The 16,071-nt window shown below is 62.7% G+C and carries 12 protein-coding genes and 1 tRNA gene; 10 read left to right on the top strand and 3 right to left on the bottom strand.

The annotated features are described in order from the left end of the window. The first annotated feature begins 94 nt into the window (after positions 1–94). From ACP2YP_RS22255 to ACP2YP_RS22245, 3 genes are all read left to right on the top strand, one after another. Positions 95–868 carry a gamma-glutamyl-gamma-aminobutyrate hydrolase family protein gene (locus ACP2YP_RS22255; RefSeq protein ID WP_426418490.1) on the top strand — a complete coding sequence of 258 codons (774 nt, stop codon included), beginning with the start codon at positions 95–97 and terminating at the stop codon, positions 866–868. Positions 869–1,327: 459 nt separating this feature from the next. After that, positions 1,328–2,701 carry an NfeD family protein gene (locus ACP2YP_RS22250; RefSeq protein WP_426426229.1) on the top strand — a complete coding sequence of 458 codons (1,374 nt, stop codon included), beginning with the start codon at positions 1,328–1,330 and terminating at the stop codon, positions 2,699–2,701. Next, entirely contained in the window at positions 2,698–3,459 is a 762-nt protein-coding gene (locus tag ACP2YP_RS22245) for a slipin family protein (RefSeq protein ID WP_426426227.1), read from the top strand. The genes ACP2YP_RS22250 and ACP2YP_RS22245 overlap by 4 nt, the downstream gene beginning before the upstream one ends. Before the next feature lie 101 nt (positions 3,460–3,560). Here the strand turns inward: ACP2YP_RS22245 and glnA are convergent, their stop codons facing one another. Further along, entirely contained in the window at positions 3,561–4,970 is a 1,410-nt protein-coding gene (gene glnA, locus ACP2YP_RS22240) for a type I glutamate--ammonia ligase (protein WP_027529914.1), read from the bottom strand. Between the two features lie 150 nt (positions 4,971–5,120). After that, complete coding sequence (locus ACP2YP_RS22235; protein ID WP_007603495.1) at positions 5,121–5,459, bottom strand: P-II family nitrogen regulator; 339 nt, start codon at positions 5,457–5,459, stop codon at positions 5,121–5,123. A gap of 378 nt (positions 5,460–5,837) precedes the next feature. Here ACP2YP_RS22235 and ACP2YP_RS22230 point away from each other — a divergent pair, with 378 nt between their 5' ends. Together ACP2YP_RS22230 and ACP2YP_RS22225 are read left to right on the top strand one after the other, a co-directional pair. Then, positions 5,838–7,337 carry an NAD(P)H-hydrate dehydratase gene (locus ACP2YP_RS22230; RefSeq protein WP_426418489.1) on the top strand — a complete coding sequence of 500 codons (1,500 nt, stop codon included), beginning with the start codon at positions 5,838–5,840 and terminating at the stop codon, positions 7,335–7,337. 30 nt (positions 7,338–7,367) lie between these two features. Continuing rightward, positions 7,368–7,529 (top strand): hypothetical protein, encoded by a 162-nt coding sequence (locus ACP2YP_RS22225; protein WP_426418488.1) that lies wholly within the window; start codon positions 7,368–7,370, stop codon positions 7,527–7,529. A gap of 1 nt (position 7,530) precedes the next feature. Here the strand turns inward: ACP2YP_RS22225 and ACP2YP_RS22220 are convergent, their stop codons facing one another. Further along, positions 7,531–8,835 carry a multicopper oxidase family protein gene (locus ACP2YP_RS22220; protein ID WP_426426226.1) on the bottom strand — a complete coding sequence of 435 codons (1,305 nt, stop codon included), beginning with the start codon at positions 8,833–8,835 and terminating at the stop codon, positions 7,531–7,533. A gap of 154 nt (positions 8,836–8,989) precedes the next feature. Between ACP2YP_RS22220 and ACP2YP_RS22215 the strand changes: the two genes are divergently transcribed. From ACP2YP_RS22215 to lon, 5 genes are all read left to right on the top strand, one after another. Further along, positions 8,990–9,074 (top strand) — tRNA-Leu (locus ACP2YP_RS22215). A 182-nt stretch (positions 9,075–9,256) separates the two neighbouring features. Beyond that, entirely contained in the window at positions 9,257–10,615 is a 1,359-nt protein-coding gene (tig, locus tag ACP2YP_RS22210; protein ID WP_426418487.1) for a trigger factor, read from the top strand. Positions 10,616–10,910: 295 nt separating this feature from the next. Further along, a complete protein-coding gene (locus ACP2YP_RS22205) occupies positions 10,911–11,543 on the top strand; it encodes an ATP-dependent Clp protease proteolytic subunit (RefSeq protein WP_426418486.1) in 633 nt (210 codons plus the stop codon). Positions 11,544–12,018: 475 nt separating this feature from the next. Then, positions 12,019–13,290 (top strand): ATP-dependent Clp protease ATP-binding subunit ClpX, encoded by a 1,272-nt coding sequence (gene clpX, locus ACP2YP_RS22200; protein WP_018320118.1) that lies wholly within the window; start codon positions 12,019–12,021, stop codon positions 13,288–13,290. Positions 13,291–13,614: 324 nt separating this feature from the next. After that, the gene (lon, locus tag ACP2YP_RS22195; RefSeq protein ID WP_426418485.1) at positions 13,615–16,038 is read left to right on the top strand and encodes an endopeptidase La; all 2,424 of its coding nucleotides are present in this window, start codon (positions 13,615–13,617) and stop codon (positions 16,036–16,038) included. Positions 16,039–16,071: the final 33 nt, after the last annotated feature.

Here is a 16,071-nt window from a genome sequence, read left to right as displayed (position 1 = left end):
TAGCATTGCCGTCCCGCGATCCCTTCTGTTGAATTTGTTCCATCCGAGGGGCATGCTTGGAGAATCTTCTTAACGCGGGAGGTCGGAACGGGAGATGAGAAAGCCGGTCGTCGGCGTGATCGGGAACGCCCATCGCGTCGAAAATCGATTTCAGGTCCAGATGGTCGGCGAGCGAAACTTGCGCGCCGTGGCCGAGGTCTCCGGCGGTTTGCCGGTGATGTTCGCGGGCTCGCCTGACATCACCGATATCGCCGCACTGCTCGATACCGTCGACGGCATCGTGCTTACCGGCGCCCGTGCCAACGTGCATCCGACCCGTTTCAACGTCGACCCCTGCGAGAAGCACGAGCCCTATGACATCCATCGCGACGAGGTCGCGCTGGCGCTCTCGGTCGCCTGCGTCGCCCGCGGCATCCCACTGTTCGGCATCTGCCGGGGCCTGCAGGAGATGAATGTCGCGTTCGGCGGCTCGCTCCACCCCGAGATCCGCGAAATCCCGGGCCGCATGAACCACCGCATGCCCAGGCTTGAGAATGGCGAGATCCATCCCGATCCGACCGTCGTGTTCGCCGACCGTCATGACGTCGACCTCACGCCGGGCGGCGCGTTTGCAAAGTTGCTCGGCTGCGAGAAGATCCGGGTCAATTCGCTGCATGGGCAGGGCATCCTCGATCCCGGCAAGCGCGTGCTGATCGAGGGCATTGCCGAGGATGGCACCATCGAGGCGATCCGCATCGCCGAAGCGCCGACCTTCGCGCTTGGTGTACAATGGCACGCCGAATACGACCCGCAGCGCAATCCGATCAATCGCAAGCTGTTCGAGGCGTTTGGCGAAGCGATGGTGGCGAAGCAGAGGGCGGCGGCGTAGGCGCAGATCTTTTGGCCGCGTCGACATTGCGCAGTGGAGCCGGACGTGCGGCTGGCGAAATGGTTGCCGGTGGTGACGGAGATCGGAGTAAATTTTCCGGACAAGTGAGGTGAAGGCGACCGTGCATGACGGGTTTCGCATCCGCCTTCGCTCTTCGAGCTACGGCCGACAAGTCGCGCTACCCATCTACGAACTACGCTCGCGATATCTTGGGCAGGATAAACCAATCAGCAAGAATTGGTGCGCGCCGATTTTCGCGATTCCGATTCGTTCTTTGAGAACGAAATGGAGTCAGACGCAGAACAAAAAACGACGGGATGAACGTACCCCGCGTCAGCACCCCGCACTTCGATCCATCCATTGCATCGCACAATCGCAGCGGGGCCACGCGCACTGCTGCATTGAGGTTCGCGAACCGACCACCATATGTCTGGCAAGGGAGCCCTTGCCGTGTGGATCATGAAGGCGGCCCTCATAGCGGCGATCGGCGTCGTCGCTCTTGCTCTCTGCCTCCTTCCCGGTGCGGCGGAGGAGAACGGCCGTCTTGCACTCACTGTCACGATCGACGGAGCCATCGGACCGGCGTCGGCGAGCTACGTGAAGGAGGCCTTGGCCACGGCCGCCGCGCGGCGCGCCGAGGTCGTGATTCTGAAAATGAACACGCCCGGCGGTCTCAACTCGAGCATGCGCGAGATCATCGCGGATGTGCTTGGTTCGTCCGTTCCTGTCGTGGGATACGTCGCGCCCTCGGGCGCTCATGCGGCGAGCGCGGGGACCTACATTCTTTATGCAACCCATATCGCGGCGATGGCGCCCGGTACCAACATCGGTGCCGCGACGCCGGTGCAGATTGGCGGTCCGCTCCCGGGCCTGCCGAGCGGCACACCCGACAAGGAGAGCAAGGACAAGACGGCTGAGCCGAAAGACGCGATGACGGCAAAGGTGACGAACGATGCCGTCGCCTTCATCCGCAGCCTTGCCGAGTTGCGCAATCACAACGCCGATTGGGCCGAGAAGGCGGTCCGTGAAGCCGCCTCGCTCTCGGCCAACGGTGCGTTGCAGGAAAAGGTCATCGATCTCGTCGCGCGCGATCCAGCCGAATTGCTGAGGCAAATCGATGGTCGCGTGGTCGAGGTCGCAGGCGGCAAGACGCAACGGCTTGCGACGAAGAACGCCGTGGTCGAAGTCGTCGACCCCGGATGGATCTCCCGATTTCTCGCGGTCATCACCGATCCCAACGTTGCCTTCATTCTCCTGATGGTCGGCTTCTACGGCCTGATCTTCGAGTTCGTGTCGCCCGGTGCGGTCGCCCCGGGAGTGGTCGGGACGATCTGCCTGTTGGTCGGCCTCTATGCCCTTAACCTGCTGCCGATCAACTATGCTGGCCTCGGCTTGATGCTGGTCGGGATCGCGTTGCTGGCTATCGAGGCGTTCAGTCCAACCGTGGTGATCGGTCTTGGCGGCGTCGTCGCCTTCGTGCTGGGAGCGCTCATGCTGGTCCGGGTCGAAGCGCCGGGCTACCGGCTGTCATGGTCGGTCATCGCCGTCGTCGCGGCGATGTTCACCGGCTTTGTTCTCGTCGTGCTCGGCGCGCTTCGGCGCGCCCGCAACGCCCCGACCCGGGTCGGCGCGCAAGCCATGCGCGGCCTGTCGGCCCAGGTCCTCGACTGGAACGAGACCGAAGGTCACGTCTTTACGCATGGCGAACGCTGGCAGGCGCGCGGCGCTGACAGCTTCAGGCCGGGCGAGACGGTCGAGGTCGCCAATATCGTCGATTTGACGCTGGTGGTCCGGCGTCCGGGCCCGGCCGGCGGCGAGGGAGGTCAACTCTGATGATTGAATATTCGATCTATGCGGTGCTTGCGCTGCTCGTCGTCATGTTTCTCACCCAGGCCGTTCGCATCCTCAGGGAATACGAGCGCGGCGTCATTTTCACGCTGGGCCGCTTCACCGGGGTGAAGGGGCCGGGCCTCGTCATCCTCATTCCGGTCGTGCAGCAGCTCGTCAAGGTCGATCTCAGGGTGATGGTGCAGGTGGTGCCGCCACAGGACGTGATCTCGCGCGACAACGTCTCGGTCAAGGTCAACGCCGTCCTATACTTCCGTATCGTCGATCCCGAGCGCGCCATCATCAAGGTTGGCGATTACATGGCTGCGACCAGCCAGCTCGCCCAGACCACGCTGCGCTCGGTGCTCGGCAAGCACGATCTCGACGAGATGCTGGCCGAACGCGACAAGCTGAACGCCGACATCCAGGAGATCCTCGACAAGCAGACCGACGTCTGGGGCATCAAGGTCACGGGTATCGAGATCAAGGACATCGACATCAATGAAACCATGGTGCGCGCGATCGCGAAGCAGGCCGAGGCGGAGCGGTTGCGGCGCGCCAAGGTGATCAACGCCATGGGCGAGCAGCAGGCCGCCGAAAAGCTCGTCGAGGCCGGCCGCATTCTGGCACAGGAGCCGCAGGCGATGCAGCTGCGTTACTTCGCGGCTCTGCACGACATCGCGGGCGAGCGGTCGTCGACCGTCGTGTTTCCGCTGCCGACGGGCCTGCTCGATCATTTGATGCCGCGGCGTGAGCAACCGTAGCCGGAAGGTCCTGCAGCCTTAAGCTTTTCCGGATCATGCGCCAAAACGAAAAGGCGCTCCTCTCGGAGCGCCTTCTGCCTGTCGTGCCCTGTTCGGGCCGATCAGCCCGAATAGTACATGTCGAACTCGACCGGGTGCGGGGTCATTTCGAAGCGGGCGACTTCGGTCATCTTCAGCTCGATGTAAGCGTCGATGAAGTCGTCGTCGAACACGCCGCCGGCCTTGAGGAAGCCGCGGTCCTTGTCGAGGTTTTCCAGTGCTTCGCGGAGCGAACCGCAGACGGTCGGGATCTGCTTCAGCTCTTCCTTCGGCAGGTCGTAGAGGTCCTTGTCCATCGCCGGACCCGGATCCATCTTGTTCTTGATGCCGTCGAGGCCGGCCATCAACATCGCGGCGAAGCCGAGATAGGGATTGGCGAGCGGATCGGGGAAGCGCACCTCGACGCGCTTGGCCTTCGGCGAAGCGGTGTAGGGGATGCGACAGGAGGCAGAGCGGTTGCGCGCGGAGTAGGCGAGCAACACGGGGGCTTCATAGCCCGGGACCAGACGCTTGTAGGAGTTGGTCGACGGGTTGGTGAAGGCGTTGATGGCCTTGGCGTGCTTGATGATGCCGCCGATGTAGTGAAGACAGGTCTCCGACAGGTCGGCGTATTTGTTGCCGGCGAACACGGGCTTGCCGTCCTTCCAGATCGACTGGTGGACGTGCATGCCCGAGCCGTTGTCGCCAAAGACCGGCTTCGGCATGAAGGTGGCGGTCTTGCCGTAGATGTGCGCGACCTGGTGGATGCAGTATTTGTAGATCTGCAAATGGTCGGCCATCAGCGTCAGCGTGTCGAACTTCATGCCGAGCTCGTGCTGGGCGGAAGCAACCTCGTGGTGATGCTTCTCGACCTTGACGCCCATCTTGGCCATGGCGCCGAGCATCTCCGAGCGCATGTCCTGCACGGAGTCCTGCGGCGGGACCGGAAAGTAGCCGCTTTTGGTGCGAATGCGATGGCCGAGATTGCCACCCTCATATTCCGTGTCGGTGTTGGTCGGCAGCTCCGAGGAGTCAAGCCTGAAGCCGGTGTTGTAGGGGCCGGAGGAGAAGCGCACATCGTCGAACACGAAGAATTCGGCTTCGGGGCCGACGAAGACGGTATCGCCCACGCCCATCGACTTCACCATCGCCTCGGCCTTCTTGGCGATGCCGCGGGGGTCGCGGTTGTAGGGCTCGCCGGTGGTCGGCTCGAGCACGTCGCAGGTGATGACCATAGTGGTCTCGGCGAAGAACGGATCGATCGTCGCGGTCACCGGATCGGGCATCAGGCACATGTCGGATTCGTTGATCGCCTTCCAGCCGGCGATCGAGGAGCCGTCGAACATCGTCCCTTCGGCGAAAATGTCCTCATCGATCATGCTGACATCGAACGTCACGTGCTGCCACTTGCCGCGCGGATCGGTGAAGCGCAGGTCGACGTATTTGACGTCGTTGTCCTTGATCGATTTCAGGACGTCTTTGGCGGTCTTCATGCATACCCCTTTTGGCTCTGCGGGTCGGTTTCCAGGTGAGCAGATTCGTTCTCGCTTTCGGCGAGTTAGCGCAACCGCACAAACGAAATCAGGCCGCCGAAGCAGCCTTTTTTCTTTCAGAGTGTCGCAAAATGCGGGATAGCACCCGGCTCAGATAGCGTCCAGCCCGGATTCGCCGGTTCGGATGCGGATCGCCTCTTCGATGTTGGAGACGAAAATCTTGCCGTCGCCGATGCGTCCGGTTTGCGCGGCGCGGCGGATCGCGTCGATCGCGCGCTCGACCAGGTCGTCGCCGATCACGATCTCGATCTTCACCTTGGGCAAGAAGTCGACGATGTATTCTGCCCCGCGGTAGAGCTCGGCGTGGCCCTTCTGGCGGCCAAAACCCTTGGCTTCGGTCACGGTGATGCCCTGAAGGCCGACTTCCTGCAGCGCTTCCTTCACCTCGTCGAGCTTGAACGGCTTGATGATGGCTTCGATTTTTTTCACTGCGCGCCTCCCGGCCTTTCGATCAAATAGCAACGTCTTCGTCAGGATGCGCTTTTCTCACGCACGATCTTGTCTTCGCTATGCCGGGACCTGACCAGCCCGGCAACAACGGCCGGCCACACCCAGATAACACCAGTGAGCACGACGAACCGAAGCGGCTTCCTCGAAAGCAGGGTCTATGCCAAATTGCAAATGCCCTGATTATTGGAGCGTTATCAGCCTTTTAACGAGCATCTCTGATAGGTGGAGCCGATCGGTTCAAAATACCGCAGACTACGAAATAGGCAAACAGTTCAATATTTGTGCAGATCGTTGTTTCGTGGGGTGGATCGGCACGGAACGTGCCTGTTCAAAAGGCGTTTGGATCAGGGAAGTGGCATGGAAGTTCTAACCACCGCCGAAATGCAGCGGGCTGATCAACTCAGCATCACGGCCGGCACGCCTGGCTTCAAGCTGATGCTGAGCGCCGGCCAGGCGGTCGCCGAAGCCGCCAATGCACTTGTGGAGGAGGGGCCGATCCTGATCGTGGCTGGCCCCGGCAACAATGGCGGTGACGGTTTTGTCGCAGCTGCCGAGCTCGCCGCGCAAGGCCGCGAGGTCTCGGTCATCCTGATGTGCGAGCGCGATCAGCTTCAGGGCGACGCAGCCTCCGCCGCGCGCGGCTGGAAGCACCCGGTGCTGCCGTTCAATCCGCAGGCGATCGGAAGACCTGCTCTGATCGTCGACGCGTTGTTCGGCGCAGGTCTCAGCCGTCCCGTCGACGGCGAGGCGCGGGCGATGATCGAGGCGATCAACGCCAATGGCGCGCCGGTGCTGGCGGTCGATTTGCCGAGCGGTATCAACGGCACCAGCGCGGCCGTGCTGGGCGTTGCGGTGAACGCAACTGAGACCGTCACCTTCTTTCGCAAGAAGCCCGCACATTTGCTGCTGCCGGGCCGCATGCATTGCGGCCGCGTGCGCGTCGCCGACATCGGCATCGACGCGCAGGTGCTCGACGAGATCGCGCCGCAGATCTTTGAGAACGATCCGGATTTCTGGAGCGCCGCCTTTCCGGTGCCGCGCATCGATGGCCACAAATACGCAAGGGGGCACGTGCTGGCGGTCTCCGGTGATGGCGCCGCGACCGGGGCTGCGCGGCTTGCCGCCCGAGGTGCGTTGCGCGCTGGTGCGGGCCTCGTGACGCTCGCGACGCCGCGCGATGCGCTCGCGATCAATGCAAGCGCGCTGACCGCCGTGATGGTTCGCCCCGTCGACACCGTGGTCGAGTTCGGCGAACTGCTCGGCGACAAGCGTTATAACACCTGCATGATCGGTCCCGGCGCCGGCGTCGGTGAGCGCACCTGCGATATCGTTCACACCGCGATCTCGGCACAGCGCCATGTCGTGCTCGACGCGGATGCGCTGACGAGCTTTGCCGCAAATCCCGAGCGGTTGTTTGAATCGATCAAGTCCGCGGCTGAGGCCCAGGTGGTGCTGACGCCGCACGAGGGCGAGTTTCCGCGGCTGTTCTCCGACCTCAGCAACAAATATCCGGGACGTTCGAAGCTCGAGCGCGTGCGCGCCGCCGCGGAACGCTCCGGCGCGGTCGTGCTCTTGAAGGGCCCTGACACCACGATCGCCGCGCCCGACGGCCGCGTCACCATCGCCGCCAACGCGCCGCCCTGGCTCGCGACCGCGGGTGCCGGCGATGTGCTCGCCGGCATCATCGCTGGCCTCTTGGCGCAAGGCGTGCCGGCGTTCGAGGCCGCCAGCATCGGCGTCTGGATGCACGGCGAGGCGGGAAGCGAAGCAGGTCCGGGGCTGATTGCCGAAGATCTGACCGAGACGCTACCGGCCGTGCACCGGCGGATCTATAACGCGCTCGGGATCGATTACTGATGCTCCGACGCGGTTCCGCGAGGGTTCGAGATGGCCGATGAATTGACTACGTACGATCCTGCCGACGATCTACGGACAGATGAGGCCATTGCCGTCTTTGTGGAAGAAGCCGAGAAGACTGAAGACCAGGCCTACATTGCGCACGCTCATGATGTCGTCGCCCGTGCGCAGGCTGCACGGCTGAACCGCTAGCTCACTCCACCCCGTACCAGCGCATCAGCCGCGGCGCAGCCCAGTCGGTCACGACGGATTCGATCAGCCATCGCCCCGGTGAGGTCGCGGCGAAGGCGATGCGCTGGGTCCGGCCGGGCTCGATCGCGAGCGTGTCGAGCCAATAGGGCTTCCAGCCATCGTCGAGCCGGTCGAGCAAGCGGAAATGGTGGCCGTGCAGGTGGAAGACGGTGGTCGCAGGGGCGGGGTTCCTGACAGCCAGCACGACAGTCCGGCCTTCCTTGGCACGGAAGGCGGGGGCCGAGGCGGTGGAGAAATTGGTCGTCCGGGTCCAGCCATCGTCGAGGGTGCCGAGCGCGACATCGAACCGCAGGGCGCCTTTCAGATCGAGCTTCTCGGGAAGGTCGTTTGAAGGCAGAGGCTGTGGCGGCGGCAGGGCCGCGCGTCGCTCCAGCTTGCCCGAGATCGTGAGACGCCCGATCGGCCGCGCCTCCTTGCCGTCATGCAGCACGAGCGCGGCCGATGTGGCTGCATCGACAAAGGCGTCGGCGCGGGCGCCGGGGGCCAGCACCAGGGCGCCGTTGCGGGCCGGGAATGGCTCGGCGGGCTGTCCGTCCAGCGCCATCACCTGAACCTCGTTGCTTTCCAATTTGATCGCCAGAACAGAGCGTTGCGAGCCGTTGATGAAGCGTAGCCGCAGCCGCTCGCCGACTGCGGCTGAGAGTTCGAATGAAGTCCGCCCGTTCAGTGTGTAGAGCGGGGTCGTATCCCTGGGATCCTGGCCCGGCGGAAGCGCGGTGCCGTCCTGCCTCATGCGCCATTCTTCGATCAGCAGGACCTCGTCACGATCGACGGCGATACGGCTGGTCTCCTCGGCAATGACAGGAAGCGGGCGTGCAGGCTGCTTCAGGCGGTCTTCAAAGAGGCGAAAGTCGGCTACCAGAGTCCCGGCGTTTGATATTGAAATGATTGATGTTTCGGTTGCGTCCGGGGCGGTCGGCGCGCGCCCCCGCAGGGGATCGGCCGCTGCTGCGCCATTAAGGCCGTACCAGACTGGCGCAAGCGGGACAGGCAGGGCATTGCGGAAGGTCACCTCGCAGCGGTCGCCGCGCCTAAGATGGACGTTGCCGAGATGGCTTACGGCGGCCAGCTCCCAGATCGGTGCAGGGGGCTGATCCGGTCTCAGAGCCAGGGTCGCAGGGCGGGCCTGGAGCGCAAGCTGGGTGGTCACGACTGGTGCTGCGCCGCCGCCAAGCAGGCCCGCGGCGGAGGCCCCAAGGCCGACCAGGACTTCGCGTCTGCTCGGGTTGAAAATCCGCGGTTTCATAGCCGCGATCCGGACCACGCCGCGCTGGATAAGTCCAGCCATCGTGCCTACTTGGAGAGTGCCTCCATCAGGCCATTTTTTTGCTGCGAACAGGCGGGCACATGCTATAAGCCCGCCGCTCGCGGCATCGCGGCCGGTCTTGATGCAAATTTACGCGGGCGTGGCGGAACTGGTAGACGCGCTGGATTTAGGTTCCAGTGACGAAAGTTGTGGGGGTTCGAGTCCCTCCGCCCGCACCAAGCGCTTTCAGCGTTTGCACGGATTACCGAAGGGCCTGCTCCTTGCGGATGTTTTTCCGTATGGAGCTGGTTCTAATTGAACCCACCGGCGCAGGGGCATTGGCCTCGCGCGCCGGACCGATTGATGACAGCGTCCCGACGCGCGAGCGTGCCGGGACCGAACGAGAAGAAGATTGGACGCCATGCAGGTCACAGAAACCCTCTCGGAAGGCTTGAAGCACGAGTTCACGATCAGCGTTCCCGCGTCTGATCTCGACGCCAAGGCTGGCGCCAAGCTGGTCGACCTCAAGGACAAGGTGCGCCTCAACGGCTTCCGCCCGGGCAAGGTGCCGGTCACTCACCTCAAGAAGGTCTATGGCCGCTCGGTGATGGCCGAGACGATCGACCAGACCATCCGCGACGCCAACACCCAGCTGTTCTCTGAGCGCGGCTTCAAGCTCGCGACGGAGCCGAAGATCACCATGCCGACCGAGCAGGCCGAGGTCGAGGAGCTGCTCAATGGCAAGACCGACCTGACCTACACGGTCGCGATCGAAGTGGTGCCCGCCATCGCGCTCGCCGACTTCAAGACCTTCCAGGTCGAGAAGCCCGTCGCCGACGTCTCCGATTCGGACGTTGACGAAGCGATCAAACGCATCGCCGACACCAACCGCGGCTATGCCGATAAGGGTGAGGGCGCGAAGGCCGCCTCGGGCGACCGCGTCACCATCAACTTCAAGGGCACCATCAACGGCGAAGCCTTCGAGGGCGGTGCCGGCGAGGGCATCCAGGTCGCGATCGGTTCCAACACCTTCATCCCCGGCTTCGAGGAGCAGCTCATCGGCATCGGCGCCAATGAGACGCGCACGCTGAAGGTGTCGTTCCCCAAGAACTACATGAGCGAGAAGCTCGCCGGCCAGCCGGCCGAGTTCGAGACCACCGCGACGCTGATCGAGGCGCCGCAGGATCTCACCATCGACGACGAGTTCGCCAAGACGCTCGGCCTGGAATCGCTGGACAAGCTCAAGGAAGCCGCGCGCGAGCGGCTGGTTGCCGAATACGCCGGTGCAACGCGCCAGCGCGTCAAGCGCGCGCTGCTTGACCGTCTCGACGAGGCGCATCGCTTCGAGGCGCCGCCCTCGCTCGTCGACGAGGAGTTCAATCTGATGTGGAACTCGGTCAAGGCCGAGATGGACTCCGCCGGCAAGACCTTTGCCGACGAGGACACCACCGAGGAGAAGGCGAAGGAAGAGTACCGAAAGATCGCCGACCGCCGCGTGCGGCTCGGCCTCGTGCTCTCCGAAATCGGCGAGAAGAACAAGATCACCGTGACCGACGACGAGGTCGGCCGCGCCGTGATCGAGCGCGCCCGCTCGATGCCCGGCCGCGAGAAGGAAGTCTGGGACTATTATCGCAGCAATGCTCAAGCGCTGGCCCAGCTTCGTGCGCCGATCTACGAGGACAAGGTCGTCGACTTCATCCTCGAGCTTGCCAACGTGACCGAGAAGAAGGTCTCGCGCGAGGACCTGTACAAGGACGACGAGGAAAAGACTGCAGCCTGAAGGCTTTGAGACAGTCTTCCATTAAGGATGATCAGCGAAGGGGCCCAGCTAGCCAGATGGCCGGCTGGGCCTTTTTGCGAGAATCAGCTTCAAGTGCCCCAAAGGGCTCAATGGATTAAGCCTTAATTCGCTCCGCACTTGTCTGGCGCGAATTGGGCTATATCTGTCGGTACCTACGCGTTCTACCTCTACCAACTTTCTGCATCACGGGACGTCCATCGGCCCTTCCGGCAAATCCAGCCCAACTGGCTAGCCAAGACTGGCGATGTCGGCCTCTAAAAAACCTAGGTGACTCATGCGCGATCCGGTTGAAACCTACATGAACCTCGTGCCCATGGTGGTCGAGCAGACCAACCGTGGCGAGCGCGCCTACGACATTTTCTCTCGCCTGCTGAAAGAGCGCATCATTTTCCTGACCGGACCCGTCGAGGACGGCATGTCGACCCTGGTTGTCGCGCAGCTGTTGTTCCTCGAGGCGGAAAATCCGAAGAAGGAAATCTCGATGTACATCAACTCGCCGGGCGGCGTGGTGACGTCGGGCCTTGCGATCTACGACACCATGCAGTTCATCCGTCCGCCGGTCTCGACCCTGTGCACCGGACAAGCGGCGTCGATGGGCTCGCTGCTGCTCGCGGCCGGCGAAAAGGACATGCGCTTCTCGCTGCCGAACGCGCGCATCATGGTGCATCAGCCCTCCGGCGGCTTCCAGGGCCAGGCCACCGACATCATGCTGCACGCCCAGGAAATCCTGAACCTGAAGAAGCGGCTCAACGAGATCTACGTGAAGCACACCGGCCAGACCTACAAGTCGATCGAGGATGCGCTGGAGCGCGACAAGTTCCTGACCGCCAACGACGCCAAGGAGTTCGGTCTGGTCGACAAGGTCATCGACAAGCGCGCCGAGGAGCCGGCGGCGAAGCCCCAGTAACGCGACCGGGGCTGCAACATCGATCCTTGGAGTTCTTCTTGGAATCCGCTTGGGATTCCCTGGGATCGTCGGGGCGACGTTGACGTTAACGGCGCACTTCGCGAGGGCGCAAAACCACAGTTTTGCGCCCTGCGACAGGCAGAAAGTTCCGCTTTCGTGCTTGTTTTTCGTGGCAATCCAGCAACGCCGGGGTGATTTCGGTCACTTCGTCCGTGCCAAGACGTGAAATCACGGTATTGTCACGGGTAGCCAGCGCACCCCCGATTAGCGAATTCTTGATAGTCGGGTGACAGCATGGTTGGCTACGACTCTGATCGGCTATGATCGCGGAGAATCGAGTGACCGTGATTCGCACGGGATGTAACGCGTAGGGTCTTTATTGGTACGGAATTTGCTCTATTTAAGTCCCTTACCCGCCAACGTATCGGGATGGGACGATCGAGCGGACGGGATCGAACCGCGGACGGAGACATGAATGAGTAAGGTCGGCACGAGCGACTCCAAGAACACGCTATATTGCTCGTTCTGCGGCAAGAGCCAGCACGAAGTTCGCAAACTGATCGCGGGTCCCACGGTCTTCATTTGCGACGAGTGCGTCGAGCTCTGCATGGACATCATCCGCGAGGAGAACAAGTCCTCGCTGGTCAAGTCGCGCGACGGGATTCCGACGCCGAAGGAAATCTGCAAGGTTCTCGATGACTACGTCATCGGCCAGAGCCATGCGAAGAAGGTCCTGTCGGTCGCGGTGCACAACCACTACAAGCGCCTCAACCATCAGACCAAGCACAACGACGTCGAGCTTGCGAAGTCGAACATCCTGCTGATCGGTCCGACCGGTTCGGGCAAGACGCTGCTCGCGCAGACGCTCGCCCGCATCCTGGACGTGCCGTTCACGATGGCGGATGCGACCACGCTGACCGAAGCCGGCTATGTCGGTGAGGACGTCGAGAACATCATCCTGAAGCTGCTCCAGGCCGCCGACTACAATGTCGAGCGCGCCCAGCGCGGCATCGTCTACATCGACGAAATCGACAAGATCAGCCGCAAGTCCGACAATCCCTCGATCACGCGCGACGTGTCGGGTGAGGGCGTGCAGCAGGCGCTGCTGAAGATCATGGAAGGCACGGTGGCTTCGGTCCCGCCGCAGGGCGGCCGCAAGCATCCGCAGCAGGAATTCCTGCAGGTGGATACCACCAACATCCTGTTCATCTGCGGCGGTGCGTTCGCCGGCCTCGAGAAGATCATCTCGGCGCGCGGCCGGTCGACCTCGATCGGTTTTGCGGCCCAGGTGATGGCGCCGGAAGACCGCCGGACCGGCGAGATCTTCCGTCACGTCGAGCCTGAGGATCTCCTGAAGTACGGTCTCATCCCCGAATTCGTCGGCCGTCTGCCTGTCGTCGCGACGCTCGAGGATCTGGACGAGACTTCGCTGAAGAAGATCCTCACCGAGCCGAAGAACGCGCTGGTGAAGCAGTACCAGCGGCTGTTCGAGATGGAGAATATCGAGCTGACCTTCGCCGACGAGGCGCTTGGCGCGGTTGCCCGTAAGGCGATCGAGCGCAAGACCGGCGCGCGTGGTCTGCGTTCGATCCTCGAGGCGATCCTGCTCGAGACCATGTTCGACCTGCCGGGCCTGGAAGGTGTGGAAGAAGTCGTGATTTCCCGCGAAGTTGTGGAAGGAACGGCGCGTCCGCTCTACATCTACGCCGATCGGTCCGATCGCGCCGTCGAGAACGCCAGCGCCTGATTTTGCGGCGCTGGAACGCTCCAAACGTCTTTCATAGTAGCGGCTGCGGACATGTACTCCGCAGCCGGAATTGCGTCGCTTACCCCAGTACGTAAGCGCCTGATGGCGCGCGTTTTTCAATGACTTGACACCCCCCTTGTCGATAGCCACCTAATGTCGGCGGCGAGCGAGAATTCTGTTCAAGATTCGCCTCAGTTCCGATCCGGCAAGCCCGGTCCAACCTTCGCGTGGTAGACCGGTTTGCGGATCACGTCGGCACCTTGTGGCGGTTGCGCATGAGAGAAGCGGACTGCGTGCGAGGGGGCAAAGCAAAAGGAAAAGGCCATGACTAATCCAAAACCCCGGCCAACCATCGTCCATGGCGAGACGCACGCTTATCCCGTGTTGCCGCTGCGCGATATCGTCGTCTTCCCGCACATGATCGTTCCGCTCTTCGTCGGTCGCGAGAAGTCGATCCGCGCGCTCGAAGAGGTGATGAAGAACGACGCGCTGATCATGCTCGCGACGCAGAAGAACGCGTCCGATGATGATCCGGCACCCGATGCCATTTACGAGACCGGTACGCTTGCAAGCGTACTGCAGCTCTTGAAGCTTCCCGACGGCACCGTGAAGGTGCTGGTCGAAGGGCTCGAGCGTGCGCGCGTGCAGAAGTACACCGATCGCGCCGACTATTACGAAGCCACCGCAATTGCGCTTGCCGACACCGATGCAAAGTCGGTCGAGGCCGAGGCGTTGTCGCGCTCGGTCGTGTCCGACTTCGAGAGCTATGTGAAGCTCAACAAGAAGATCTCGGCCGAGGTCGTCGGCGTCGTGCAGGCGATCACTGATTTCGCCAAGCTCGCCGACACCGTTGCCTCGCATCTCGCCGTCAAGATCGCGGATCGCCAGGGCATCCTGGAGACGCTGTCCGTCACCACGCGCCTGGAGAAGGTGCTGGGCCTGATGGAGAGCGAGATCTCGGTGTTGCAGGTCGAGAAGCGCATCCGCTCGCGCGTCAAGCGCCAGATGGAGAAGACCCAGCGCGAGTATTATCTCAACGAGCAGATGAAGGCGATCCAGAAGGAACTCGGCGACGACGATGGTCGCGACGAGCTCGCCGATCTCGAAGAGAAGATCTCCAAGACCAAGCTCTCCAAGGAAGCGCGCGAAAAGGCGCAGCATGAATTGAAGAAGCTGCGCCAGATGTCGCCGATGTCCGCGGAAGCGACCGTCGTGCGCAACTATCTGGATTGGCTGCTGTCGATCCCGTGGAACAAGAAGTCCAAGGTGAAGAAGGATCTGGAAGCGGCGCAGTCCATTCTGGACTCCGATCATTACGGGTTGGAGAAGGTCAAGGAACGCATCGTCGAGTATCTCGCGGTGCAGTCGCGCGCCAACAAGCTGACCGGTCCGATCCTGTGCCTGGTCGGACCTCCCGGCGTCGGCAAGACCTCGCTCGGCAAGTCGATCGCGAAGGCGACGGGCCGCGAGTTTGTGCGCGTGTCGCTCGGCGGCGTGCGTGACGAGGCCGAGATCCGCGGTCACCGCCGCACCTATATCGGCTCGATGCCCGGCAAGATCATCCAGTCGATGCGGAAGGCGAAGTCGTCCAATCCGCTGTTTCTGCTGGACGAGATCGACAAGATGGGCGCCGATTTCCGCGGCGATCCGTCCTCGGCCTTGCTCGAGGTTCTCGACCCCGAGCAGAACGGGACGTTTGCCGACCACTATCTGGAGGTCGACTACGATCTGTCGAACGTCATGTTCATCACGACCGCGAATACGCTGAATATTCCGGGACCGCTGATGGACCGCATGGAGATCATCCGGATCGCCGGCTACACCGAGAACGAGAAGGTCGAGATCGCGCGCAAGCACCTGATCCCGAACGCGGTGTCCAAGCACGGCCTGGACTCCAAGGAGTTCTCGATCGACGACGAAGCGCTGCTGCTCCTGATCCGCCGCTACACCCGCGAAGCGGGCGTGCGTAACCTGGAGCGTGAGCTCTCCACACTCGCCCGCAAGGCGGTGAAGGAGCTGATGATCTCCAAGAAGAAGTCGGTCAAGGTCACCGAGAAGACTCTGGAAGAGTTGCTCGGCGTGCCGAAGTACCGCTTCGGCGAGATCGAGAGCGAGCCACAGGTCGGTATCGTCACCGGACTTGCCTGGACCGATGTGGGCGGCGAGCTCTTGACCATCGAAGGCGTCATGATGCCCGGCAAGGGCAAGATGACGGTCACCGGCAATCTGCGCGACGTCATGAAGGAATCGATCTCGGCGGCGGCGTCCTACGTCCGCTCCCGCGCGATCGTCTACGGCATCGAGCCGCCGCTGTTCGACCGGCGCGACATCCACGTGCACGTGCCTGAGGGCGCGACGCCGAAGGACGGTCCGTCGGCGGGCGTGGCGATGGCCACCGCGATCATCTCGGTCATGACCGGCATCCCGGTCCGCCACGATGTCGCGATGACCGGCGAGATCACGCTGCGCGGCCGCGTGCTGCCGATCGGCGGCCTGAAGGAGAAGCTGTTGGCTGCGGCCCGCGGCGGCATCAAGATGGTGCTGATCCCCGAGGACAACGCCAAGGATCTCACGGAGATTTCCGATGCGATCAAGGGCGGCATGGAGATCATCCCGGTCTCCCGTCTCGACGACGTCGTCGCCAAGGCGCTGGTGAAGAAGCCCGTGCCGATCGTCTGGGAAGAGGATACCAAGGTGACGGTGAAGCCGGACGGCGACGAAGCCGCCGGCGGCCTGACCGCCCACTGAGATCGCAACTCGAAAAGATGATAAAACGGCGCC

It is taken from the genome of Bradyrhizobium genosp. A, assembly GCF_049949275.1.
Taxonomy (GTDB): domain Bacteria; phylum Pseudomonadota; class Alphaproteobacteria; order Rhizobiales; family Xanthobacteraceae; genus Bradyrhizobium.
The sequence above is the reverse complement of the archived record's forward strand: the minus strand, read 5'-3'. Positions and strand labels throughout refer to the sequence as shown.